A 23264-nucleotide genomic window follows, 5' to 3' on the forward strand; every position below is an offset into this window, starting at 1 on the left:
AAGCACTCACTGAGGCGCGGCGGGCGGCTGCCGTTCCGCCAGCTGCTCCTGGGCCCATTCGGCCCACGCGCGCTGGGTGGCGCTCAACCGCAGGCCCCACTCCATGACGATCCGGCCGTAGGTCGACAGCGGGTCTTCCCCCTGAGCCACGGTCTTGCCGAGCGCGGTGAGCCGGTCGTGCCGTTCCGCGGCGAGTTCGGCCTGCCGGCGCAGGTAGGTGAGGGCTTCGTCGCGTTCGAGCTGGTCGAGGAAGAACACGCGCAGGAGCATGTCGCTGCGGCGCACCTGGGTGGGCTCGACCTCGGTCAGCCAGTGGTGCAGCTCATCGCGCCCCGCCTGCGTGATCGCGTACTCCTTGCGGCCGCGAGGTCCTTCGGCGGCGACGGACACCAGCCCGGACTTCTCCAGCTTGCCCAGTTCCCCGTAGAGCTGGCTCTGCGTGGCGGGCCACACGTTGGCGAGTGAGACGTCGAAGGTGCGCAGCAGGTCGTAGCCGCTGGCCGGTCCACCGGCGAGCAGGCCGAGTACGGCGTGGCGAAGGCTCATGACCTCACATTACACCTTTGACATGTCTGCATAGGACCCTCTAACTTCGACATGTCAATAATGGAATGTCATCCCCGAGAGGGTGGGCCTCGTGCTCGGTTATCTCCGTTCGTTCCTGCCGTGGATCTCCTTCGCCGTCCTCAGCACCAATGGCCAGTACCGGTACGGCGCCCTGGCCGGCTTCCTCCTGGCGGCAGGCCTGATGGCGGTGGACCGCCGAGCCGGCCGCCCCTGGGACGCGCAGATCATCGAGATCAGCTCCGCCGTCTTCTTCGGGGGACTTGCGGTGGCGGCCTTCGCGTTCACATCCGCACCGCTGGGCGCGTACGGGCCCGCCGCCTCGGTGGGTTGGCTCGCCCTCACCGCGTGGGGGTCCCTCGCGATACGGCGGCCCTTCACGCTCGGCATCGCCAGGACCATGGCCCCGCCGGAGGCCCACGGAACCAGGATGTTCCACCGGGCCAACGTGGTCGTCACCGCCGTATGGGCAGTGGCCTTCACGCTGAACGCGGCCGTGTTGGCCCTCCTCCTCCACTTCGCCCCGCACGCCACTGCCGCACTGGTCGCCATGAAGGTCTGCGGCTTCGCGGTCCCGGCGGTCATCACGGCCCGCTACACGCAGGCCACCGCGCAGCAGGCCGAGGCGGCGGCACGGACGGCGGCACGGGCAGGGGCGTGATGCGCGTGGAGGCCGGTACCGCGAGGGCCGGTTCGACGACGACGGACATGCTGGCCGCGGGGGCGCGGACCGACGGGACTCGCCGCTCGTCCTCCGTGATCGCAGAGACGGAGGCGGGCTTGGCGCGGCGGCTCTGCAACGAACCCAAAGGGGTCGGCGCGGGGAACCCCGGTGACGGCCGGCACCGTTACGACCTCACTCAGGCCGCCGCCCGGCCGTCGACCGGGATGCCCAGCCGGTCGGCCACGGTCGTGAGGGCCGTCCCCAGGGGCGCCGCGACCCGGGTGACGGCATGCCGGTCGCCCCGGGTCGGGTCCCGGTTGACGATCAGCACCGGCTTCCCGGCCTGGGCTGCCTGACGAACGAACCGGAGCCCGGACATCACCGTCAGCGAGGAGCCCAGGACCAGTAGCGAGGCCGCCTCACGGACCAGCCGGCGGCAGTGCTCGACCCGACCCGGCGGAACGGCTTCGCCGAAGAACACCACATCGGGTTTGAGGATGCCGCCGCAGATCGAGCAGGGCACCGCGCGGAAGTCCCCGACCTGTTCCTCGGTGAGGTCGGCGTCACCGTCCGGGTTGATCCCGGCGGCCACCGGCTCGAAGCCGGCATTGGCCTCCTCCAGCCGCCCGGCCAGTTCTCGGCGCGGGCTGAAGGCTCCGCAGGAGAGGCAGACGACCCGGTCCAGGCTTCCGTGGAGCTCCACGACGCCCTCGCTGCCGGCGGCCTGGTGCAGGCCGTCGACGTTCTGGGTGATCACACCCGAAAGCAAGCTGTGGCGTCCGAACGCCGCCACGGCCCGGTGCCCGGCGTTGGGGCGGGCGCGGCCGAAGGTGCGCCAGCCGAGGTGGCTGCGCGCCCAGTACCGATTCCGGGCACGGGCGCTGGCGGTGAAGTCCTGGTAGGTCATCGGGGTGTGCCGGCTCAGGCTCCCGCCCTCGCCCCGGTAGGCGGGGATGCCCGACTCCGTGGAGATGCCCGCCCCGCTGAGCACCAGCACGCCGCCGGCGCCCAGCGCATCGGCAACCGGATCCAGATCCGTGGTGCTCGGCGGCAGGTCTTCGGTAGGGGTCCAGTGCAGAGTGGGGCGCATGCGCATGCCGCCAGGGTACGTAACAGGCTCCGCCACCCGCCTCCGCCGCGGATGGCGCCGTTGGCCGAGGACATCGCGGGGCACGACATCCGGCGGGGGAGCGGTCCCCCCGGTTCAGGCTGCGGGGCTGCGGTGCCTTCTGCGCCCGCGGCCGGCGCCGGACACCACCGGCCTCGGCGGCCGGGCCCGGTACTCCGGCGAGGTGCACGGGCTGCGCCTGCCTCGGCCGGACATGGACGGCCGGCTGGAGCGGGCCACCGTCCTGCGGGCGGCGGCACTCCGGCTGACCGGGAGAGCAGGCAGGTTCGGCCCAGCGCGTTCACCCCCCGCTACCCGGAAGCCATCGCCGATCTGGGAGTCCGGGGAGTCAACCCGAATGCGATGTCTGCGGCCCCTGCGGCCCTGCGGCCCCTGGCCCGGTCCTGCCGCGACATCGCGCCGTGGAAGTTCGGCGGCGGGGACTGGCGGCGCCCCGGGGTAAGATGATCTTGAGCACCTTTCGTGGTGTTCGCGACCATTGTTCTATCGCCCGACAGGGCATTTACGGGGAAGACCACCTTGAAGCTCACCGTGCTGCGCCGTGCCGCAGTGGCCACCGCAACCGCATCGTTCCTCGTCGGCGGCCTGGCCGCGGCCTCGCCTGCCTCCGCCGCCGGCGGCAACTACAGCTGCACCAACTGGAAGTCGAAGGTCAACAAGTGGACGGCGACCTGCACCGTCAGGAGCGGCCAGGCCCGCGCCGTCACCGATTGCAGCAACGGCAAGACGATCTACGGCGCGTGGGTGGGCCGCGGACGCTGGGCGTTCGGAGGCGACTGCGGTGTCTACTTCATCGTCGCCCAGGACACTCAGGGGCGTAACTGACACCCGCACCACGGGGACCGAGGGGGACAACCATCCGCCAACACCGGCGCCGGGGAACGGCTCAGCCGGCCGGGCCCATGTCGAGTCCGGACCGGCCGCAGAGGGCCGGCCGGCTCCGCGCCCAGAAGGCCGGCGTCGACATGGCGGAGCTCCTGCCCCGGCGTGTTCAAGTGGCCTCCACCGTCTACAGCACGGTGGAGGCCAACGCCGGCCGCATCAGCGCGGGAGGGTACACAGACTGCCCCGCGGACCAGCGCCGCCCCAGGCTGCCGCGGGCTGAAACGGCACGCTTCAGATGTGGCGCCGTGCCGTTGTGACGAAGGAGTCGATCAGCTCGCGCGTGGCATCACGCCTGGGCAGCAGGCCGTCGCGGTCGGCAGGCCGGTCCAGCTTGCCGATCTCCGTGAACGCTGCGTCCGCCGCGGCCAGTACGTCGGTTTCCGCGGCGACCAGGCGGAGCCGGAACAGCGCGTTCTGGGTGGCCGAGCGCAGCTCGAATGGAGCGTGCCCGCAAGGCCACCTCGTCCTCCGCGTCGCGTCCCTCGTGAACGCAGAACCAGTGGTGCAGCATCGCTTGGCGGAATTCCACGAGCAGCCCGGCGAACGAGCCGTACGTGTCCAGCCGCTCCTGTCGCAGCCGTTCCGCCCGGGCATCGTCCTCCGTCCGCCGCGCGGCGCGCTGCTGGAACACGTGGGTCATGGTCGAGCCCAGCAACGTGCTGAGGACCGCGATCTGGCCTTCGTCGACCGCAGGGCCGCCGGTGAGGTCATCCCCGGAGTACGTTCTTGAGTGCCGGCGCTGTCGCGCGGGGGAACGCGGTGTTGCCGTTCTGCCCGCCCGGGAACCGGACCAGCTCTGTGCCCAGTCGCGCGGCCAGTGCCAGCGCGCAGCGGTAGGTGTGCACCGTCGGCCAGGCGGTCCGGCCCGTCGCCGGGATGATCCGTGCTTGCGCGCCCGGGTGGCGGGTCGCGGTCTGCAGACCGATGGCCGGTCGGACCGGCGGGCCCGGCTGCCAGGGCGTCAGATCATGAGCAGGAGCCGCGTGTGCGGTACGAGCTTCCGGTTCACGCTGGTGCTCTGCACGAAGATCGTGAAGTCGTCGTTGTGGTCGGGCTTGACGCGGACTTCCGTGTCCGGCAGGCCGAGCAGGGCACGGGCCTCCGGCCCCGTGTACACCCGGTCCGTTTTCTTCTCCAGCACCGCAATCTGCTTCCGCGCCTGGACCTTCTCCGACTTGCTCAGCTGGTAAAACGCGCTCCCATTCCGGAAAGTGTGCCCGCATTCGATGACCCAGTCCCGGATCGCCGCTTCGCGTGCCACCGGAATCAGCTCGTACTCCGACGGATTCACCGGGGTGAGGCCGGCTGCCTTGATGGTGTCCTTGTTGACCGCGTCCGCACCCGTGGAGAACACCGCCCGTGATCCCCGGATGCCCTTGGTGCGGCCCACCATGAACTTCTCGGTGGCCTCCCGGATGACCTGTCCGGCCTCCTCCAGACCCCGTGTGCTGGTGGCGTCCCAGATGGCTATGTTGTCCTTGGGAAAACCGCACTGCATGGCCTCCCGCTTGCCCATCTGGTCCGGCACGAGGACGGCCAGCGTCCAGTTGTCCTCCTGCGTCTCGATCATCGTGGCCACGGCCTGTACCAGCTCACGCGGGTCCCTGGCAGGCGCATCCGGGCAGCGATGACTGGCGTTCTCCTGCCCGTCGGTCAGCACGAACGTCAGGAAGCTGTGGTCGCCGTACAGCTGAGCGGTCTGTGCCAGCTCCCGCTGCGACTTCAGCGTGGCCGCCAGCAGAGCCGTCATTCCACCGACCCGGTACAGCTGCTTCAGGGACGGCATTCGCAGCACGTCCTTGTCGTAGATGACGCATTCCACCTTGTCCGCGAAGACGTACACCGTGACGCGGGTTTCCTGGTCCAGTTCCTCCGACCGGCGGGCCAGATATGCAATTTGCTGGTCGGCGACTTCGACGACCTTGTGGCTCAGCTGTGACATGGACGAACTGGCATCCAACACAAGAGCAACGTGATTGATGTAGTTCTGGTTTCCGGACATGGCCGCTCCCCCTTTTCCGACTCGATGCTCCGATCCTCTCACCCACCACTGACAATCGATCGTGGCCGGGATCTCCCACCACGCAGGACCCGGGCCCGAGACCGGGTCCTGCGTGGTGAGGCGGGAGAGTCGTCGCCTGGGGCGCTGGAGCAGCAGATGGCGGCGGCGAGACCGAGGAAGGCCGGGTGATTGCCGCCGGCGGGACAAGGCCCACCTGGTCGCCCACCTTGGGCGCCGTTCCGTCCGGGATGTCCGGGACTGATGACCACCGCCGGCACCGCTGCCGTCCCAGGGGCGGCGCCCCGCCCCGAAAGTTCCGTGTCAGAACGTCTGATTATCGACCCCTTCGGGGGAACACAGCGTGTCCTGCTGTCAGTTCACCGGAGGGAACCGGGGCGAGCCCGCACGACTCGTCCTCGACCGGCAGAAACCACTGGCAAGGAGAAACCGTGCGCATACTCTTCACCGGACCGGCTTCGGCCGGTCACCTCTTCCCGATGATCCCGACCGCGCAGGCCCTGCGCGCCGCCGGCCACGAGGTGCTGTTCGCGGGCTCGCAGCCGCTGGACCGGCTCCGCGAGGCCGGTTTCCCGATCGTCGAGATCGGCGACGGCCGCACCGTCCGGGAGGTGTTCGAGCAGTCCACCAACGAGGAGGTGCGCTACGTCGCCCCCGACATGACCACGGACCAGATCCTCGACAGGGCGGCCCACGGCTTCGCGCTCGTCTCCCGCCCCACCGTGGACGGCCTGCTGGAGGTCGCCGACAGCTGGGGCGCCGACCTGCTGGTCTACGACTCCTTCCAGGCCTCCGCCCCGCTGGTCGCGGCCAAGCTCAAGATCCCGTCGGTGATCCAGAACTTCGGCGTCACCTCCGGCCTCGACATGGTCGGCCGGATCGCCGCCAACTTCACCGAAGCGTATGAGACGTACGGGGTGGCCGGCCCCGCCCAGCCCACCCCGCTGAACATCGTCCCCGCCTCGCTCGGCGGTGACCCGGGCGGCCTGCGGATGCGCTACCTCCCCTACAACGGCGGCGGCACCATCCCCGCCGAGCTGCTCCGCCGGGGCACCCGCCCGCGCGTCGCCGTCACCCTGGGCACCGTGCTCACCGAGATGGACGGCGTCCGCGCCATCGTCCGCCTGATCGAGGCCGCCGCCTCCGTGGACGCCGAGTTCCTGCTCGCCGTCGGCGACGCCGACCTCACCCCGCTCGGCGCTCTCCCGGACAACGTCCGCCCGCTGCCCTGGATCCCGCTCGCCGAGCTGCTGACCGCCTCCGACGCGCTGATCCACCACGGCGGCTCCGGCACCCTGCTCACCGCCCTGCACGCCGGCCTGCCCCAGCTCCTGCTCCCCCAGGGAGCCGACCACTTCACCAACGCCGACGCCCTCACCGCGACCGGCGCCGCCCTGCGCTCCGCCTCCGACGACGTCGACGCCCCGCTCCTCACCCGCCTCGTCACCGACCCGGCCCTCCGCGAGGCCGCCACCCGCCTCCGGGCGGAGAACGCCGCCCTGCCGACCCCGGCCGAAACGGTCCCCGCCCTGGAGGCCCTGGCCACCTCCTAGTACTGCAACCGCTTGTGGTGTGACGGTCGGCGAGTTTGTTCGTCCCCCGGACTGCGCCTGGCTCAACGGCGGCCCCGGCACGCGCGAGGGCGTTGAGGCGTACTTCCGGCACTGCCGGGAACAGTGGGACGCGGCCGGGCCGCTCCGCGCCTTCGGCATCCGGGTGGACGCGTCGAGGCGCTCGCGGGGACGATCGACGTGCGGTTCGCAGGAGAGGGCTTGGCCCCCGGTCAGGTGAACGTCGCCTACGGCCTCTATCCGTCCTGGAGGGGCCGTGGGCTGGCGACCCGGGCGGTCCTCCTGGCGTCCCAGTACGCGGCCACGGAGGGCGGAGAAGAGGCGGTGATCCAGGTCGATCCGGAGAATCCCGCATCCGCTGCCGTCGCACGGCGGGCAGGGTTCATCCCCGGCAAACCGCCGCACAGCAGCCACGACACGAGGTTCAACTGGTACATCCGGGACTTGCACGACGCCTCGCACTGACGAAGGCCCAGACGAGGACGTCGTCGGCGTAGTACGGCGCCAACTGCCCGAAGGCGGGCGGGTGGTGCGCACTTGCTTCGAGCCCCAGCGCCGTGAACTCGACCGCCAAAGCGTCACCGGCTCCGGGTCATCCAGGCTGCGGCGGTCTCCCGCCGCCGCCAGCCCAAGTACCCTGTGCCGGGCTGCACTTGTACGGACTACTGACCAGCTGGCGTTGCGGGGGAAGACGCATGTGGGGACGGGGCACGGTCCTGGGTGACCGGTACACGCTGACCGAGCGGATCGGCGGCGGCGGAATGGGCGAGGTGTGGCGCGCCGATGACGCCGTGCTGCGGCGGCAGGTCGCCGTCAAGGTCCTGCTTCCGGCGCTGCTCGACGATCCGGCGTTCGCGGCACGGTTCCGGCGGGAGGCCACGGTCCTGGCCTCGCTCAGCCACCCCGGCATCGTGAATGTGCACGACTACGGGGAGAGCCCGATCGACTCGGGTGAGCAGATCGCCTACATCGTGATGGAGCTGATCGAGGGACGGCCCCTGAACGAGGTCCGCACCCGGTCCGGCCCCCTGCCCCCCGAGCAGGCGCTCGACATCGCCGCGCAGGCTCTGGACGCGCTGCACGTGGCACATCTGCAGGGTGTCACGCACCGCGACATCAAGCCGTCGAACCTGATGCTGGGGAGCGATGGCCGGGTGACCGTCACCGATTTCGGCATCGCCCGCTCCAGCGCGGCCAGTACCGCCATCACCGACTCCCACGCGGTGCTCGGTACGGCCCTCTACATGGCTCCGGAGCAGGCCGAGGGCCTCGGCGCGGTCGCGGCCTCCGACCTCTACTCCCTGGGCGTGGTCGTCTACGAGCTGCTGACCGGGGAGCCGCCGTTCACCGGCGCCTCGGTGGTCGAGATCGCGCTCAAACACGTCCGCGAGCCGGCGCCCGCCCTGCCGGATGCACTGCCCGAGCCGGTGCGTGCGTTCGTTGCCCGAGCGCTGCGCAAGATGCCCGAGGAGCGGTATGCCGACGCTTCCGTGATGGCTGCGGCGGCGCGCCGTGCGGCGGCCGGGCGGCCGCTCGGCGAGCTCGACGCGCCGGCGGGTCCGGTCGTGGCCCGGCCGGCCGAGACGCCCGCGGCGGACGGCGCCGGCGGGAAGAAGTGGTGGCGGCGGCTGGGTCTGCCCGACGGGGTGGTCGTACCGGTCGCCGTCTCGGTGACGGTGACGGCGACGGTGGCCGTCACCGTCTTCCAGATCGCTCCGTGGGGCCGGGACGCCGGCGCGGGGGACACCGCGGGCGGGCAGCCGTCCACCTCGGTGTCCGCGCCGTCCGCTTCCGGCAACGCGGGCCAGGGTCCCGGGGCTTCCGCTTCCCCGGGGGCCACCCCGCAAGGCGCCACACCCGGGGCGGTCCCAGGGCAGGATCCTGCTGCTGCGGCGCAGGGCGGCCCTGCGGGCGGGTCCGCCCCGGGCGGCGCCGGCGTCGGCGGCGGTGCGCAGCCGGGCAGCCCGCCGCAGAGCGGGCCGGGCGGCGGATCGCCCGGCGGAGGCGGCGGCAGCCCTTCCGGCGGCGGTCAGCAGCCGACCAGCGGCTCCAGCCCCGGCGGAGCCGGAGGCGCGGGCGGCGGATCCGGATCGGCTCCGGCTCCGGGGTGCGGCGGAGGCGTCTGGGGCGCCATCACCAACGTCGGGGACGGGCTCAAGGTGGGCCTGGCCTCCAGCAGCACCAGCGCGGGCACCAAGGTGGTCATGGGCGGGACCACGGCCCTGGGCTGGGTGTACGAGCGCAGCAACTACGAGTCGTTCCGGGCCTGCTCCCCGAGTGGCGCCTACCTGGCCCGGGCCCTGACGCAGTTCGGCGACACCGTACGCGTCGAACTCGACGGTGGGGGAGGGGGATGGTGGAACCTGGAGCGGATTCCGGGCAACGGCGCGTACTACATCAAGGACATCGCCTTCCAAGGGGGCTGCCTGACCGACAACGGCGCAGGCAAGCAGCTGACGGTGGTCCCCTGCGTTGCAGGAAACAAGGCCCAGCAGTGGCGGATCCCCTGAGCCAGGCGCAGCGAGCACCGGTCGGCCCGCCGATGAGTGCTCGGCCGGGGGCGGTGAGTGCGTACCGGACGGTGTTGTGATGCGGTCGGCTGGTGACAAGACCCGCCGAGCGCAGCACCTCACTGCCGGCTCAGCAGACGGCAGTGGCAGCTGACCGCGGCGTCTGGGTGATGCGAGCGAAGGCCTCCTTGACACAGCCGGGTCGGGGCTCGCGTAGATTGCCGGCTTGACCTTGCCCTTGGGGAAGAGCGGAGCGTTGTGGGCATGGAGGAAGACGCACTGCTGAGCATCGGCGCGTTCGCCCGTCGGGCACGGCTGTCGCAGAAGGCCCTGCGGCTGTACGACCGCCAGGGCCTGCTGCCGCCCGACCGTGTCGATCCCGTCACCGGCTACCGGTACTACCGGGAGAGCCGGCTCGCCGCCGCCCGGCTGATCGTGCGGCTGCGTGGGCTGGACATGCCGCTGGCTGAGATCAGCGCGGTTCTGGCCGCCCCGGTCCCGGAAGAGGCGGCCCGGCTGGTGGCCGCGTACTGGGACGGCGTCGAGCGCCGCCTCGCGGCCCAGCGCGAGCTGGCGGTGCACCTCCGTATCCAATTGCTCGGAGACGAAGGGATCCTGGACATGTACGAGATTCAGCAGCGCGAGGTGCCGGAACAGCTGGTCCTCACGGAGCAGCGGCACCTCACCCCGGAGGAAATTCCCGACTGGATCCTCGCGGCGCTGGGCCGGCTGGGCCCGGTGGCAGAGGCGCGCGGGGGCTTCTTCGGCCACCCCTTCGTCGTCTACCACGGAGAGGTCAACGAGGACAGCGACGGCCCCGTGGAGCTCTGCGTCCCGGTGGACCCGGCGCGCGCGGCCGAGTTCCCGGTGGCCACGCGCATTGAACCGGCCCATGCGGAGGCCTACACCCGCATCACGAAGTCGCAGGCGGACTACCCGCAGATCCTCTCCGCGTACGACGCGGTCTACGCCTGGGCGGAGGGTGAGGCCCTCACGGCGTCGGGGTCGCCCCGCGAGGTCTACTTCGCGGAGTGGTCCGAGCTCGCTCCGACTGACCCGGCCTGCGACATCGCGGTCCCGCTGGCCGGCTGAGCGTTCGGCCCCGGGGTGGGCTGCCCGGCGGGGTCACGGACAACAGCGGCGGGCGGCTGGTCAGGGCGGCCACAACCCTGAGGGCGGGGGCGACCGCGGGAAGTCTCGTGCCTGCCGCGGTGGTCGGCCCGACGGGTGAGTATGGGACTGCCTCGTTTCGAGGCAGTCCCGGGCGCCTGGTGTCACACGGACAGAGCCCTCGGTAGCCACTCAGCGGGAGACGAGCATGTATGTGTTGTCCAGCTCGTCCTGCAGGACGTGGGCCTCTCCATTGACCGTGCGAATGGCCAGGTCGTCCTCCGCGGTGCGGACTCGGTACCGCCAGCCCTGCGGCAGCTGCAGCCGTTCGCCGAGTGCGGCCAGGGAGTCCATCGTCAGGCTGTCGTCCACGAGGTGGGAGTACGTCTGCATGACGTAGGTCCGGTCGCCTGGAGCGAGCAGTTCGTGGACGGGTTTGCCGCTGTGCAGGACGTACTCCGTGTCCCGTTCCACCGTGACATCGGTGTAGAAGTTCTTGGATTGCGTGTCGGTGAGGCCGAGCTCCTGGGGGATGCGGAGTTCGGCCACCAAGCGGGCCTCCAGGCCGGCGAACGTTGCTGTGTCCCCCCACGCGAATGCCGTGATCTCGTCGACCACCCAGAAGCGCGGGCCGTTCAGATACACCATCGGTACCTGGAACTCTTCCGCCAGCGAACGCGGGTCGAGCGCCTCCCACCGCTCGAGCGGACAGTCGTTGAGACCGAGAGTGTTGTAGACCTCAGCCTTGAGGGCTCCACCCCCGTCCGGCGAGATGAGCAGAATCTCGCCATAGCGAGCGTTCCGCAGACCGCTCAGATGCCGGGGTTCCTTTGATGTGTACGGCATGACTCCTCCAGTCCGTGGCTTCGCCACTGCCCAGAGCAAGCTGGTGGGGCGTCAGCTCCTCAGCTGCTCGGCTTCTTCGAGCATGACTCGATGAGGGACCGCCGGACGTCAGGGGCCGACGGTGGGCGCGTCGCGGAGTCACGCCGGAGCGGTCGGCGGCGGCCCGGGGTCCTCTTGATGCCCCGGCGCGGGCACCTCGGGCGCCGAGGCCCTCGCCGGCGGCTCCTCCGGCGCGGCCGGTGCCGACCGACCACGCGATGCAGCCCGGACGCCGGCCCATCGCCGAGCCAGACGGGCTGGACCTCCCTATCGCTTCCTCGGACGCGAGCATCCGACCAGGTGGGAGCGGGGTCTCGAGGGTCAAGCGGGGCTCAGGGTGGACGGGTGGATGCCATGGGGCCACCCCCACTCGTCGTAGACCCTGGCGCGGGCCCGTGTGGAGGTGCGTGCGGACTCCGCGTGCCGAGCCCGCACCTGTGGAGTGATCTGCCTCACAGGCTGTCACAGCGGTCAGTCGTGCGGTGTCTTGAGGCCGAACCCCTTGAGACAGAGGAGACAGCATGACCGAGAAGGTCGAGGCGGTCGCGATCGGCAGCGGATACGAAGGTGTCAGTTCCCGTCGGCAATCGGGACGCCGTTCCACTCAACTCACCGGGAGCAAGCGAGCCGACAGGAGCAACTCATGAAGCACCGCATCGTCGTCCTCGGCGCCGGCTACGCCGGGGCCTACGTGGCCGGGACCCTGGCCCGCCGGCTGTCCCCGGCGGACACCGAGATCACCGTGGTCAACGCCGAGCCGGACTTCGTCCAGCGGCTGCGGCTGCACCAGCTCGCGGCCGGCCAGGAGATCGAGGCTCCACAACTCGCCGACGTCTTCGCGGGCACGGGGGTACGGCTGCGCCTGGCCCGTGTCACCGCCGTCGACCCCGAGCGCCAGGTCGTCGCCGTGGCCGACGCCGACGCCGACGGCGGCAGCGAGCTCGGCTACGACACGCTGCTCTACGCGCTCGGCAGCCACGTCGCCGACCACGGCGTCCCCGGCGTGGCCGAGCACGCCTTCGACGTCACCGGCCGGCCCTCCGCGCTGCGCCTGCGCGACCGCCTGGACAGCCTGAGCAGGCGGGACGAAGGCGGGAGCGTGCTGGTCGTCGGCGACGGGTTGACCGGCATCGAGACCGCCACCGAGATCGCCGAATCCCGGCCCGGCCTGTCGGTGACGCTGGTCGCCCGCGGCGAGCTCGGCGCCCCGCTCTCCGCCGGAGCCCGCAGCCACCTGCGCCGGGCCTGCGACCGGCTGGGCATCACCGTCCTGGAGCACACCAGCGTCGAAGCCGTCGAAGCGAAGTGGGTACTGTGCACCGACGGCACCGCCCTGGCCTCCGACGCAACCGTGTGGACGGCCGGGTTCGCGGCCGGCCCCATCGCCGCCGCCGGCGGGCTGGCGGTCACCGAGAACGGTCGGATCGTCGTCGACCGCACCATGCGATCGGTCTCGCACCCGCACGTGTACGCCGCCGGCGACAGCGCATACGCCATCGGCGACAACGGCCGGCCGCTGCCGATGTCCTGCGCTTCGGCCGGCTACACCGGCATGCAGGCCACGGCCGCGATCGTGGGACGCCTGACCGGCCGCAAGATCCCGAACACCAAGCTGGCGTACCTGGGCAACCACATCAGCCTCGGGCGGCGGGACGGGATCCTGCAGATGGTCGACGAGGAAGCGCAGGCAAAGCCGAAGTACGTGGGCGGGCGGAAGGCCGCGCGGATCAAGGCGGGCATCCTCAAGATGTCGCTGTGGACCACCTCGCACCCGACCTTCGGCCTGCCCAAGCGCAAGCGCCGCCCATCGCGGTTGCCGCTGCGCCCCACTGCCAGGTCGTAGCCGCCGCCCGGTGAACCGCTGTGGATCGAGTCGCAATGCAGCCATACCCGGGCCCAGGGGGCCCGCGGTCTCACGAATGACCGGTCCAGACCCACATCAGAAAGGCAGGACACCTCATGTCCGTTCGATCCGTGCTTGCCGTTGCCGTTGCCGCTGCCGTCCTGATCGGCGGTTTCGCGTTCGCCGAACCGGCCGCCGCGGACCCCTCGGTCCAGCCGGTCGCCGCAAGCGTCTACACCGTGAGCATCGGCCGGGTCGGTGCTTCCCTGTCGGCACTGGTCGGCCTCCTCGGCGCGGTGGGCGGTGGCCTGGCCCTGGCCCGCCCCACCAGGCAGGGACACATCGTCACCTGGGCCCGGCGGAACGGAGCTGCCACGGCTCTCGCGGCGGGCCTGATCGCCATGGCCGTCGGCGGGACGGTCGCGGCCACCGCCGACGGCGGTCTCGGCACCGGCAACGGGCTCGGCGGCGCCTACTTCGCCATGCTCCTGGGCCTGAGCGCCGTCACCCTCGGCTGGCTGGCCCGCTCCCGCTCCCGCTCCCGCTCCCGCTCCCGCTCCCGCTCCCGCCGAACCCGCTGATCTCATCGCGCATCCTCGCTGGCCACCGTCGACTACCGTGGCTCCGCATGACCCACACCGAGATCGAGATCACCGCAGAGCTGGTCCGGGATCTGTTACACGACCAGCAACCCGACCTGGCCGGTCTCCCCTTGAAGCTCGGCGCGCGTGGCTGGGACAACCAGTTGTGGCGGCTCGGCGACGACCTCGCCGTCCGGCTGCCCTGGGCGACGCTGTCCGCGGACGCGCTCCTGCGCAAAGAGCACGAGTGGCTTCCCGCTCTCGCCCCGCATCTTCCCTTGCCGGTTCCCGTCCCGCAGCGCCTCAGCGAGCCCTCCGAGCGGTTTCCGCGGCCTTGGATCGTCACCACCTGGGTGCCGGGAACGCCCGCCGACCGCGCCCCCGCCACGCGCGCCGCGGAGGCAGCCGACACCTTGGCCGCCTTCCTGACCGCTCTTCACCGACCCGCCCCCGAAGGGGCGCCGACCGGCCGCGACCGTGGGGGTCCGCTGGCCGACCATGCCGAGCCGTTCGCCCGGGCGCTGGCCTCGGCCACCGAACTGGGGCTGCTCCCCGACCCGGACGCCGTCCGCGCCGTCTTCGAAGACGCCGTCGCCGCGCCCGACTGGACGGGGCCGGCGCTGTGGCTCCACGGCGACCTGCATCCGGCCAACGTCCTCACCGAGGACGGCACTTTCTGCGGCGTGATCGACTTCGGCGACCTCTGCGCGGGCGATCCGGCCTGCGACCTCGCCGCCGCGTGGATACTGCTGCCGGACGGCGCCGCCGACCGCTTCCACGCCGCCTACCAGCCCCTCCCGGACCCGGCGACCCTTCGCCGCGCCCGTGGCTGGGCGGTGTTGAAAGCCCTCGCCTGCATCCTCATCGGAGAGGCGGGCGTCCACGGCCGTCCGGGTGGCAAGCGCACCTGGGGCCCACCCGCCCGCGCCGCGCTGCGACGCCTCACCGCGACGATCCACCGCCCCAGCTCCCCGGCAATGCATCTGGACTGGCCCCAGGACCGGCTCCGCCGCGACACCGACAGGCACCGCCGCGTCACCTGACCGCCACGCCGACCCCGGCACGCGCACGGCGGGAGGCAGCGCCCAGCCGGGCCCAGCCGGGCCGAGCCGGGCGGTCTGGGCGGTCTGGGCATCGCCCTCTCAGGGATGGGAGCCTTGGCGATCCCCTTCCGGCGCAGCCGTGTCGGCGTGTGTGACGCGGAGCTTCGACTGGCCGTGCGGAAGCCGCTCCCAGTCGTCCATGAAGCGGGCCGTGAGGCCGTGCCGAGCGGCCAGCCGGGCCAGCGTCTCGGTCCGGTAGTAGAAGTCCTCGCCCAGCACGTGGTGCTCCCGCGCCTCGGTGCGGTCGTAGGTGAAGTCGAAGAAGCCTCCGGGCGCGAGAACCCGGCCGACGTGCTCGAGGCACTCGTCGATGACCTCCAGCGGCGAGTGCGAGAAGACGCTGTGCGCGTGCACGACCGTGAACGACGCGTCGGGCAGGAAGTCCAGTCTGAGATTGTCGACGGGTGCCAGGTAGGGAAGTTTGCGCTGGAGGCCGTAGCGGACGAGGGTCTTCTGGGCCTCGAAGAGGATGTCGGGTGAGATGTCGATGCCGTAGTAGTGGCCGGCGTCCAGATAGTCGATGAAACGCCACCCGGCCCGCAGGTTGCCGCAGCCGATCTCCAGCAGCCGGTCACCCGGCTGCAGCCCGTGTTCCTTCAGGTAGTCGAACTGCATCTGCCCGATGGCGAGCCAACGGCTGTGCGAAGGCCGGCCGCCGACCGCCGCCTCCGGGCTCCGGGCGGTGTCGGACGCCATCACGGCCCGGTAGTAGGCGACGTGATCGCGGTGGTGGAGGCGCAGCCAGCGGTCCCGGGCCGCCCGGCGCAGGTAGGGCAGCACCTGCCCGGGGTGCCGCAGTGCGTGGCCGACCTTGTGGCCGAGCCGTGCGCGGTTGGTCGACAGGCGGGATACGGTCCTGGGCTGCATGGCGGCCTCCGTGCCATCCGTGGCTCCCCCCGCGGGGATGCTAGCCGTCGCGCACCACGGCCGAGGCGATCGGCGCGGCTCGTCGCGCCGCGCGTACCAAGGATGGTCGACTGCGGCCGTGGCCCGGCCTCCTTGCGGATCCGGGCAGGACGGCTGGCTCGCGGCCGTCCCCGCCCGCACCCACGGGGGCGTCGAGGAAAAAAATCCCTGGCGGCGCTGCGCCCCTGCCCTATGCTTGCCGTTACCGATGCGGGGTGGTGCAGCTCGGTAGCTGGCTGGGCTCATAACCCAGCGGTTCACATCCGCCCCCCGCTACCACGCACCGGCCCCTCGACCCCTGGTCGAGGGGCCGGTCGCACATCCGGCCCGGGACGCTGAGCCAGGGAGCGGCGTTCTTCTCGTCAAGCCGGCCACCATCGCCGGGCCGGGCCCACGGGCCGCCCGGCGGCGCAGCGGGGCGTACGAGACGAGGGCGATCCGGTCGCCCACGGCGCTGGCCCGCAGGCAGCAGAGCGGAGAACCGCCCGCCGGCCCGGGGACCCCCGCACACCGACATCAGTCCAGGCAGAACTCGTTGCCCTCCGGGTCGGTCATGACGATGAAGCCGGCACTCATCGGGGGTGCGGGCTCGTGGCGGCGCACCCGTGTCGCCCCCCGTGCGACCAGCCGGTCGCACTCGGCCTCCAGGGCCGCCATCCGTTCCTCTCCCTCCAGCCCGGGAGCCACGCGGACGTCGAGGTGGACCCGGTTCTTGGCGACCTTGTCCTCCGGCACCTGCTGGAAGAAGAGCCGTGGGCCGTGCCCGTCCGGGTCCTCGACAGCCGCCTTCGTGTTGCGCTGTTCCTCCGGTACGCCGATCTGCGCGAGGAAGTCGTCCCACGCGGCCAGCGGGTCGGCGCCCTCGGGCAGGTCGACTCCAGGCGGGCCGGGGTGGACGTAGCCCAGCAGGTCGCGCCAGAAGGACGACAGCGCCCGCGGGTCGTGGGCGTCGAAGGTGATCTGTACGTGGCGGCTCATCGGGTTGTTCCGTTTCCGTTCGTGGCGATCGCCGCCTCGGACAGGGTGGATCGGTCCGGGGCGGTTTCCATGGCCCCACTCTGACCCCCATATAGGACGGAATCGGTCCGCCATTCCGGCCGTGAGGCACATGGATACGGCAGCCGGCGGTGAGCCGGTTCCCCACCCCCGGTCCGACCCAGGGCTACGACGGCCCCTCCGTGTCGGCCGGTACGCCGGGTGACCCGCGCAGCCCGTGGCCGAGTGCCGTCACGCCAGCAGGTTCACGGCGCGCTGGAACAGGCCGGGGAAGCGGGCCGCGGCCGGGGTGATCAGGGGCGCGAGCTGGGGCTGGTGGCGAGCCCACAGCAGGGACCGCGTCAGCAGCCGATAGCTGCGCGACAGCCGGCACCACGCCCGCTCGTAGTCCTGTGGCCGGCCCTCGCGCAGGCAGCGCACCAGTTCGGCGGCCGCCGTCAGGGCGAGGGTGATGCCCTCACCCGTCAGCGCGTCGACGTAGCCGGCGGCGTCACCCACGAACAGGACCCGCCCGGCGACGCGGCGGCGGGCCTGCTGGCGCAGCGGTCCCGCGCCGCGCACGGGTGTGCGGTCGGCTGCGGCGAGGCGGGACATCAGCAGCGGGAAACGGGACAGCTGGGCGTCGTAGGGGAGCTGATGGGAGGTAAGGACGGCGATCCCGACCTGACGGGGGCCCAGCGGAGTGACGTACGCCTCCGAGTCGGCCGACCAGTGCACCTCCACCAAGTCGGTCCACGGCTCGACGGCGTAGTGGCGCCGCAGTCCGTAACGCGGCGGCTGCCGCCCGGCGGCAGGCCGTACGCTCAGGCCGAGGGCGCGCCGGGTCGGTGAATGCAGTCCGTCCGCCGCGACGACGTAACGGGCGTCCATCCCGTCCGCCCTGACGTGGTCGTCGTACTGGCTCACCCGGCTGATGCGGCGCGGGACGACCGGGACACCGAGCCGGGCGGCCCGGGCGGTGAGCGCCTCGTGCAGCAGGGTGCGGCGTGCGCCGAGGCCGTGCCCGGCCCGGAACACCGCTTCGGCATGACGCTGACCGACGGCGTCCGCATAGCGGATTCCGCGCAGGGGCCGACCGGGGACCTCCGCGCCGAGGGCGCGCAGGGCGCGCACCGCGTCCGGCATCAAACCCTCCCCGCACGCCTTGTCCACGGGCGCGGGGCGCGGTTCGGCGACCACGACGTCGAAGCCGGACAACGCCGCGTGGATCGCGGTGGCCAAACCCGCCGGGCCGCCGCCGATGACGAGGACGTCGATCACGATGCCGCGCCCGCGACGGGGAGGGAGCGCATGGGCGCCAGCGCGTCGTCCTCGCACCGGATGCGCACGGTCAGCAGGAGGGCGTTCAGCAGGGAGAAGCCGAGGGCGGTCAGCCAGGCGGTGTGCACCAGGGGGAGGGCCATGCCTTCGACGACGACCGCCAGGTAGTTGGGGTGGCGCAGGTACCGGTAGGGACCGGAGGTGATCAGCGGAAGCCCGGGGACGATCAGCACCCGGGTGTGCCAGCGGCGTCCGAGCGTGCCGATACACCACCAGCGCAGCCCTTGGGCGGCCAGTACGAGGGCCAGTGCGGGCCAGCCGAGCAGAGGCAGGAAGGGCCGGTGGGCGGCCCATGGCTCGATGAGGCAGCCGAGCAGCAGCGCCGCATGGAGTGCGACCATCGCCGGGTAGTGTCCGGCCCCGTGTTCACGGCCGCCCCGGGCCCTGCTCCAGGCGCCGTTGCGTCGTGCCACGGCGAGTTCGGCGAACCGCTCGGCGACGACGAGCAGGATCAGCACGGTGTACAGCGTGTACGGCGTGTGCTGCGTGTACGGCATCATGGCGGCGCCCTCACCAGGCCAGCAGCACGAGTTCGGAGGCGAAGCCCGGCCCGAAGGCGACCATCAGGCCGTTCGCTCCCGGGGGTGGCGGCTCGGCGCGGGTGTCGCGCAGGATCTGCAGCACCGAGGCGGAGGAGAGGTTTCCCGCGGCGGCCAGGGCACGCCGGGAGGGGGCCAGCGCGGAGTCCGGCAGGCCGAGTTCTTCGGCGAGCGCGTCCAGGATCCTGGGGCCGCCGGGGTGGCAGATCCAGGCCGAGACGTCCCGCGGCTTGAGGTCGTGACCGGCGAGGAAGGACTCGATCTCCTCGGCCACGTGCAGTCGGACGAGTTCGGGGACCTCCCGGCCGAGGACCATGCGAAAGCCCCAGTCGCCCACGTCCCAGCCCAGCAGGTGCCCGGTGCCCGGGTACAGGCGGCTGCGCGTGCCCACGACCACCGGTCCGGACGAGCCGGCCCCCTGCGCCGCCGCAGGGCCGCTGTCCCCGGGGTCGCCGCCGACCGCCACGAGAGCGGCGGCCCCGTCCCCGAACAGGCTGCCCGCCACCAGGTTCGCCATCGAGGTGTCCGTCGGCTGCAGGGTGAGCGAGCACAGCTCGGTGGACAGCAGAAGCGCCGTACGGCCGGGCAGGCCGGCGAGGAAGTCGTGGACACGGGCCAGCCCGGCCGCTCCGGCGGAGCAGCCGAGCCCGAACAGCGGCACCCGCTTGACGTCGGGCCGCAACCCGACCTGCTCGGCCAGGCGCGCCTCCAAGGACGGCGCGGCGATCCCGGTCACGGTCGTCGAGACGACCAGGTCGATCTCCTCGGCCCGCATCCCTGCCTCGCACAGTGCCTGCTCGACCGCCTCGGCCCCCAGGGCGACTGCCAGTTCGACGAACAGGCGGTTGGTCTCGCCGAAGCCGCCCAGCTCCCGGTACCGGCCGAGGGGGAGGGCGAGATGACGCGTTTCCACCTGGGCCGCACCGTGCAGCCGGCGCAGGAGTGCCCTGTCGGCCCCCGACGGCAGACAGGAGGCGAGGACATCGGTGATCTCCTGCTGCATGTAGCGGTGCGGCGGGAACACCGTGCTCACCGCGAGGACACGTGTCATTGCTCCAACATAGGGACAGCGAGAGGTGGGTACCTTCAACCCGGCCCTCGCGGGCGAGTCGTCCGCCTAGCGTGGTGGGGTGCGCGCCACCACCGACGACGCAGCCTCCCCGATCACCGCGCCCACCGGGGGCGGGGGAGGCGCGACAGCCACTGTCCTGGGCCTTCTCAAGGCCTGCCACCCCGTGCCGGCCGCCGCGGTCACCCTCCTCGCAGCCCTGCTCGCCGCTGCCGTGGGGCTCGGCACCGTCACCGGGACGACGGCGGTGGCAGCCGTTGCCGCGGGCCAGCTGTCGATCGGCTGGTGCAACGACCGGATCGACCTGCGGCGCGACCGGGCGGCCGGACGCCGGGACAAACCGCTGGCCACGGGGGCGCTGCGGCCGGCAGCGGTGAGTGCGGCCGCGTGCGTGTCGCTCCTCGCCTGCGTCCCCCTGTCACTGGCCTGCGGCCCCGCGGCGGGCTCGGTCCACCTCGGCTGCGTCGGCGCCGCCTGGTCCTACAACCTGTGGCTCAAGCGCACGGCCGCCTCCTGGCTGCCCTACACGGTGGCCTTCGGACTGCTTCCGGCGTTCCTGACACTGGCCGTGCGGGGCGACTGGCCACCGGTGTGGCTGACCACCGCGGCGGCCCTCATGGGAACGGGCGCCCACTTCGCCAACGCCCTGCCCGACATCGACGACGACGTCGCGGTCGGCGTACGAGGACTTCCGCAGCGGCTGGGGCGGCGCACCGCCCTCGCCCTGTCCGCCGTCCTCGCCTTCGCCTCCTGCGCGGTGCTGACCGCCGGCCCGGCCGGCGGGGTCACTCCCGCCCACGTACTCCTGCTGGGCGTGACGCTGACGCTGTGTGGGCTCGCGGTGGCCGCTCCGCCCGCTGTCGCGTTCGGCCGGACACCCTTTCTGGTCATCATGGCGCTGTCGGGAGCCGACGCCGTACTGCTGGTCCTCGCCGGCCGTGCCCTCTCTACCGGCTGACGTGTCCACGGTCCACACGGAGGCCGCGCGGCAGCCATTCCCCTTGGCTGGTTTCCTGGCGCGAAACGGTTCATCCGGATGACTCGCGCGAGGTTTCGGTCGGGGCGTCAAGTCTGAGCAACTGCCCTGTTTTGTATGTATTTTGATAATAACTTATCTGTCACTGCTAGGCAATGTACTGGTAAAGTGCTGGTTGCGGCTGCGAACCAGACTGCGCCGCAGTGGTGTGGCGTGTGCCCCGAGGACGTGGCGTCGACGTATTCCCGTCGCGCCCAGCCACACCTTTTGACCGACCCGACCCGACCACACCGCGCCCCGGCGGAAGCCGCGCAGGCGCAGGAGGCAGGCCATTATGAAGTCACTGATCGAAAACGCGCGCTCCTTCTCGGCCACACACGCGGCCGACCCCCGGCACGCCGAACTGTTCCAGGCCCTGGAGGCCGGGCAGTCCCCGGAAGTGCTGTTCATCACCTGCTCGGATTCGCGCGTCGTACCGGCTCTGATCACCGGGGCGCGCCCGGGCGAGCTCTTCGAACTGCGTACCGCCGGCAACATCGTCCCGGCCTATCCCGTCGACGGGCGCCCGACCGGTGAGACGGCCACCATCGAGTACGCCGTCCGTGTGCTCGGCGTCCGCGACGTCATCGTCTGCGGGCACTCCCACTGCGGCGCGGTAGGCGCTGTGGTCCGCGGCGAGGACCTCTCCACCGTCCCCGCCGTCCGCGACTGGCTGGACGAGGCCGTGCCCCCGAACGCGCCCGTCCGCTCGCTGGCGGCGAACTCGTCCGACGTCGCGGAGGCGGTGCAGGCCCACGTCCTCGCGCAGTTGGAGACGCTGCGGGGCTACCCCTGCGTGCAGGAGGGCATCGAAGCGGGCGAGCTGGCGCTGCACGCCTGGTACTACGAGGTGCACACCGGCACGGTCAGAGTGCACCGGCGGGATGACGCTGGTCTTCCGGCGTTCCACGTCCTGTGAACCGGCGCAGCATGAATGCAAGGGAACAGTCACTGATGCTTCCGGTCTTCAAGAATCCCGCTGTTCTGCGCCACGACGCGCTCGCCTCGCTCGTGGTGTTCCTCGTTGCCCTGCCGCTGTGCGTCGGCGTGGCCGTGGCTTCGGGGGTGCCCGCCGAACTCGGCCTGATCACCGGCATCGTCGGCGGCCTGGTGGTGGGCTTCCTGCCCGGGAGTGCCCTGCAGGTCAGCGGCCCGGCCGCCGGCCTGACCGTACTCGTCTTCGAGGCCGTCCGGGAGTTCGGTCTCGGCATGCTCGGCGCCATCGTGCTGGCCAGCGGAGTGCTCCAGATCAGCCTCGGCCTGCTGCGGTTCGGCCGCTGGTTCCGGGCGATCTCCGTCGCGGTCGTGCAAGGCATGCTGGCCGGTATCGGACTCGTGCTCATCTTCGGACAGTTGTACACGATGGCCGGCGTCAAGCAGCCGAGCTCGGGTCTGGAGAAGATCTTCGGCATTCCGGGTCTGGTGGGTGACATCGCCACCAGTCGCACCGCGCTGGTCGCCTTCGCGGTCGGTCTGGGCACCATCGCCGTCCTCGTGGGGTGGAAGAAGCTGCCCGCCAAGGTGCAGCTGGTGCCCGCCCCGCTGGCCGCGGTGGCCCTCGCCACCGCTTTCACGGCGATCGGCGGCATGGACGTCGCGAGCGTGGAGGTGCGGGGGCTCGTCGAGGCCATCCAGCCGCCTGCCCTGGGTGATCTCACGTCCTTGGGCAGCGTCGCCGTGCTCGGTACGGTCCTGGGCTTCGCCCTGATCGCCTCGGCGGAATCGTTGTTCAGCGCGGCGGCGGTGGACCGGATGCACGACGGTCCGCGCACGCACTACGACAAGGAGCTCGTCGCCCAAGGCGTGGGCAACACCGTGTGCGGCGCACTCGGGGCCCTGCCGATGACCGCGGTCATCGTCCGCAGCTCCGCCAACGTCCAGGCGGGCGCCAGGACGAAGGCTTCCCGCATCCTGCACGGACTGTGGCTGCTGATGTTCACCGTGCTGCTGCCGGCGGCGATCGGCATCATCCCGCTCGCGGCCCTCGCCGGCGTACTGGTCCACGCGGGCTGCAAACTGATCCCCGTCAAGGAGCTCGTCCCCCTGTGGCGCGAACACCGGGGCGAGTTCGTCATCCTCGCGATCACGGCTGTCGCCATTCTGGCGACCAGCATGTTCGAAGGTGTGGTGCTGGGGCTGATGTTGGCGGTGGCGAAGTCGGCGTGGGAGACCTCCCACGTCCACGTCGAGGTCCGCGAACTCACGGGCGGCAGAATCGTGGCGGCCCTCTCCGGCAACGCCACCTTCCTCCGGCTGCCCCGCATCCTGCAGACCCTGGAGGCACTGCCGAAAGACCAGCCCATCGAGCTCGACCTGACGGACGTCCGGCACTTGGACCACGCCTGCCGGGCCGCCCTGGAGAACTGGGCCGCTCGGCACAACACCACCGGCATCGAGCCGGTGCGGATGACCGGACCCGCCCGAAGGGAGGGCGGCATCACCGCCCCGGCACGGGTGGCGGGGTGACTGCGGTCGGCGGTGCCGCCGACCGGTGAACGAAGGCCCGTATGAGGGGCGGCCCGCAGGCGAGCAGGCCGGGCCGCCCCCGCACGCC

21 protein-coding genes and 1 pseudogene are annotated in these 23264 nt (G+C 71.7%); 12 read left to right on the top strand and 10 right to left on the bottom strand.

Annotated elements, in window-relative coordinates:
* Positions 1–6: 6 nt before the first annotated feature.
* Positions 7–546, bottom strand: coding sequence for a PadR family transcriptional regulator (locus AC068A_RS18270; protein ID WP_478586051.1), 540 nt, complete (start codon positions 544–546; stop codon positions 7–9).
* 91 nt (positions 547–637) lie between these two features.
* Here AC068A_RS18270 and AC068A_RS18275 point away from each other — a divergent pair, with 91 nt between their 5' ends.
* Entirely contained in the window at positions 638–1225 is a 588-nt protein-coding gene (locus AC068A_RS18275) for a hypothetical protein (protein ID WP_478586053.1), read from the top strand.
* A gap of 199 nt (positions 1226–1424) precedes the next feature.
* Here the strand turns inward: AC068A_RS18275 and AC068A_RS18280 are convergent, their stop codons facing one another.
* Positions 1425–2324: an NAD-dependent protein deacetylase gene (locus tag AC068A_RS18280; RefSeq protein ID WP_478586055.1), complete on the bottom strand. Its 900-nt coding sequence runs from the start codon at positions 2322–2324 to the stop codon at positions 1425–1427.
* 552 nt (positions 2325–2876) lie between these two features.
* On the opposite strand from AC068A_RS18280, the gene AC068A_RS18285 reads away from it, so the two are divergent.
* Positions 2877–3182 carry a hypothetical protein gene (locus AC068A_RS18285; RefSeq protein WP_478586057.1) on the top strand — a complete coding sequence of 102 codons (306 nt, stop codon included), beginning with the start codon at positions 2877–2879 and terminating at the stop codon, positions 3180–3182.
* 1021 nt (positions 3183–4203) lie between these two features.
* Here AC068A_RS18285 and AC068A_RS18290 read toward each other — a convergent pair.
* Positions 4204–5244 carry a vWA domain-containing protein gene (locus tag AC068A_RS18290; protein WP_478586059.1) on the bottom strand — a complete coding sequence of 347 codons (1041 nt, stop codon included), beginning with the start codon at positions 5242–5244 and terminating at the stop codon, positions 4204–4206.
* A gap of 449 nt (positions 5245–5693) precedes the next feature.
* On the opposite strand from AC068A_RS18290, the gene AC068A_RS18295 reads away from it, so the two are divergent.
* From AC068A_RS18295 to AC068A_RS18310, 4 genes are all read left to right on the top strand, one after another.
* A complete protein-coding gene (locus tag AC068A_RS18295) occupies positions 5694–6815 on the top strand; it encodes a nucleotide disphospho-sugar-binding domain-containing protein (RefSeq protein ID WP_478586060.1) in 1122 nt (373 codons plus the stop codon).
* A gap of 219 nt (positions 6816–7034) precedes the next feature.
* A complete protein-coding gene (locus AC068A_RS18300; RefSeq protein ID WP_478586062.1) occupies positions 7035–7298 on the top strand; it encodes a GNAT family N-acetyltransferase in 264 nt (87 codons plus the stop codon).
* Between the two features lie 230 nt (positions 7299–7528).
* Entirely contained in the window at positions 7529–9343 is a 1815-nt protein-coding gene (locus tag AC068A_RS18305; RefSeq protein ID WP_478586064.1) for a serine/threonine protein kinase, read from the top strand.
* A 264-nt stretch (positions 9344–9607) separates the two neighbouring features.
* Entirely contained in the window at positions 9608–10435 is an 828-nt protein-coding gene (locus tag AC068A_RS18310) for a MerR family transcriptional regulator (protein ID WP_478586066.1), read from the top strand.
* 210 nt (positions 10436–10645) lie between these two features.
* Here the strand turns inward: AC068A_RS18310 and AC068A_RS18315 are convergent, their stop codons facing one another.
* The gene (locus tag AC068A_RS18315) at positions 10646–11299 is read right to left on the bottom strand and encodes a hypothetical protein (protein WP_478586068.1); all 654 of its coding nucleotides are present in this window, start codon (positions 11297–11299) and stop codon (positions 10646–10648) included.
* A gap of 682 nt (positions 11300–11981) precedes the next feature.
* On the opposite strand from AC068A_RS18315, the gene AC068A_RS18320 reads away from it, so the two are divergent.
* From AC068A_RS18320 to AC068A_RS18330, 3 genes are all read left to right on the top strand, one after another.
* Positions 11982–13181 carry an NAD(P)/FAD-dependent oxidoreductase gene (locus AC068A_RS18320; protein ID WP_478586069.1) on the top strand — a complete coding sequence of 400 codons (1200 nt, stop codon included), beginning with the start codon at positions 11982–11984 and terminating at the stop codon, positions 13179–13181.
* 116 nt (positions 13182–13297) lie between these two features.
* The gene (locus AC068A_RS18325; protein WP_478586071.1) at positions 13298–13762 is read left to right on the top strand and encodes a DUF6223 family protein; all 465 of its coding nucleotides are present in this window, start codon (positions 13298–13300) and stop codon (positions 13760–13762) included.
* A gap of 47 nt (positions 13763–13809) precedes the next feature.
* Positions 13810–14805: an aminoglycoside phosphotransferase family protein gene (locus AC068A_RS18330; RefSeq protein ID WP_478586073.1), complete on the top strand. Its 996-nt coding sequence runs from the start codon at positions 13810–13812 to the stop codon at positions 14803–14805.
* Between the two features lie 99 nt (positions 14806–14904).
* Here AC068A_RS18330 and AC068A_RS18335 read toward each other — a convergent pair whose 3' ends face one another.
* From AC068A_RS18335 to AC068A_RS18360, 6 genes and pseudogenes are all read right to left on the bottom strand, one after another.
* Complete coding sequence (locus AC068A_RS18335) at positions 14905–15732, bottom strand: class I SAM-dependent methyltransferase (protein ID WP_478586075.1); 828 nt, start codon at positions 15730–15732, stop codon at positions 14905–14907.
* A 435-nt stretch (positions 15733–16167) separates the two neighbouring features.
* Positions 16168–16236 (bottom strand): annotated as a pseudogene (locus AC068A_RS18340) (DUF1203 domain-containing protein); the annotation flags it as partial.
* A gap of 51 nt (positions 16237–16287) precedes the next feature.
* Positions 16288–16749: a VOC family protein gene (locus tag AC068A_RS18345; RefSeq protein WP_478586076.1), complete on the bottom strand. Its 462-nt coding sequence runs from the start codon at positions 16747–16749 to the stop codon at positions 16288–16290.
* A 249-nt stretch (positions 16750–16998) separates the two neighbouring features.
* On the bottom strand, positions 16999–18027 hold the full coding sequence (locus AC068A_RS18350; RefSeq protein ID WP_478586077.1) for an NAD(P)/FAD-dependent oxidoreductase: 1029 nt from the start codon (positions 18025–18027) through the stop codon (positions 16999–17001).
* On the bottom strand, positions 18024–18587 hold the full coding sequence (locus AC068A_RS18355) for an isoprenylcysteine carboxyl methyltransferase family protein (protein ID WP_478586079.1): 564 nt from the start codon (positions 18585–18587) through the stop codon (positions 18024–18026). The genes AC068A_RS18350 and AC068A_RS18355 overlap by 4 nt, the downstream gene beginning before the upstream one ends.
* A gap of 10 nt (positions 18588–18597) precedes the next feature.
* Positions 18598–19677 carry a type III polyketide synthase gene (locus AC068A_RS18360; RefSeq protein WP_478586081.1) on the bottom strand — a complete coding sequence of 360 codons (1080 nt, stop codon included), beginning with the start codon at positions 19675–19677 and terminating at the stop codon, positions 18598–18600.
* Between the two features lie 79 nt (positions 19678–19756).
* Here AC068A_RS18360 and AC068A_RS18365 point away from each other — a divergent pair, with 79 nt between their 5' ends.
* The 3 genes from AC068A_RS18365 to AC068A_RS18375 all read left to right on the top strand — a co-directional run bounded on the left by AC068A_RS18365 (position 19757) and on the right by AC068A_RS18375 (position 23176).
* Positions 19757–20653 (top strand): UbiA family prenyltransferase, encoded by an 897-nt coding sequence (locus tag AC068A_RS18365; protein WP_478586082.1) that lies wholly within the window; start codon positions 19757–19759, stop codon positions 20651–20653.
* Between the two features lie 352 nt (positions 20654–21005).
* Entirely contained in the window at positions 21006–21629 is a 624-nt protein-coding gene (locus tag AC068A_RS18370) for a carbonic anhydrase (RefSeq protein WP_478586084.1), read from the top strand.
* Positions 21630–21664: 35 nt separating this feature from the next.
* On the top strand, positions 21665–23176 hold the full coding sequence (locus AC068A_RS18375) for a SulP family inorganic anion transporter (protein ID WP_478586086.1): 1512 nt from the start codon (positions 21665–21667) through the stop codon (positions 23174–23176).
* Positions 23177–23264 lie beyond the last annotated feature (88 nt).

Source organism: Streptomyces sp. NPDC043854 (assembly GCF_056436005.1).

Bases quoted from the DNA above. Each gene is read 5' to 3' on its own strand.
- AC068A_RS18360 (WP_478586081.1), bottom strand. From the start codon at position 19,677: ATGACACGTGTCCTCGCGGTGAGCACGGTGTTCCCGCCGCACCGCTAC.
- AC068A_RS18375 (WP_478586086.1), top strand. From the start codon at position 21,665: ATGCTTCCGGTCTTCAAGAATCCCGCTGTTCTGCGCCACGACGCGCTC.
- AC068A_RS18355 (WP_478586079.1), bottom strand. From the start codon at position 18,587: ATGATGCCGTACACGCAGCACACGCCGTACACGCTGTACACCGTGCTG.
- AC068A_RS18330 (WP_478586073.1), top strand. From the start codon at position 13,810: ATGACCCACACCGAGATCGAGATCACCGCAGAGCTGGTCCGGGATCTG.
- AC068A_RS18320 (WP_478586069.1), top strand. From the start codon at position 11,982: ATGAAGCACCGCATCGTCGTCCTCGGCGCCGGCTACGCCGGGGCCTAC.
- AC068A_RS18315 (WP_478586068.1), bottom strand. From the start codon at position 11,299: ATGCCGTACACATCAAAGGAACCCCGGCATCTGAGCGGTCTGCGGAAC.
- AC068A_RS18280 (WP_478586055.1), bottom strand. From the start codon at position 2,324: ATGCGCATGCGCCCCACTCTGCACTGGACCCCTACCGAAGACCTGCCG.
- AC068A_RS18335 (WP_478586075.1), bottom strand. From the start codon at position 15,732: ATGCAGCCCAGGACCGTATCCCGCCTGTCGACCAACCGCGCACGGCTC.
- AC068A_RS18290 (WP_478586059.1), bottom strand. From the start codon at position 5,244: ATGTCCGGAAACCAGAACTACATCAATCACGTTGCTCTTGTGTTGGAT.
- AC068A_RS18370 (WP_478586084.1), top strand. From the start codon at position 21,006: ATGAAGTCACTGATCGAAAACGCGCGCTCCTTCTCGGCCACACACGCG.
- AC068A_RS18345 (WP_478586076.1), bottom strand. From the start codon at position 16,749: ATGAGCCGCCACGTACAGATCACCTTCGACGCCCACGACCCGCGGGCG.
- AC068A_RS18325 (WP_478586071.1), top strand. From the start codon at position 13,298: ATGTCCGTTCGATCCGTGCTTGCCGTTGCCGTTGCCGCTGCCGTCCTG.
- AC068A_RS18305 (WP_478586064.1), top strand. From the start codon at position 7,529: ATGTGGGGACGGGGCACGGTCCTGGGTGACCGGTACACGCTGACCGAG.
- AC068A_RS18270 (WP_478586051.1), bottom strand. From the start codon at position 546: ATGAGCCTTCGCCACGCCGTACTCGGCCTGCTCGCCGGTGGACCGGCC.
- AC068A_RS18310 (WP_478586066.1), top strand. From the start codon at position 9,608: ATGGAGGAAGACGCACTGCTGAGCATCGGCGCGTTCGCCCGTCGGGCA.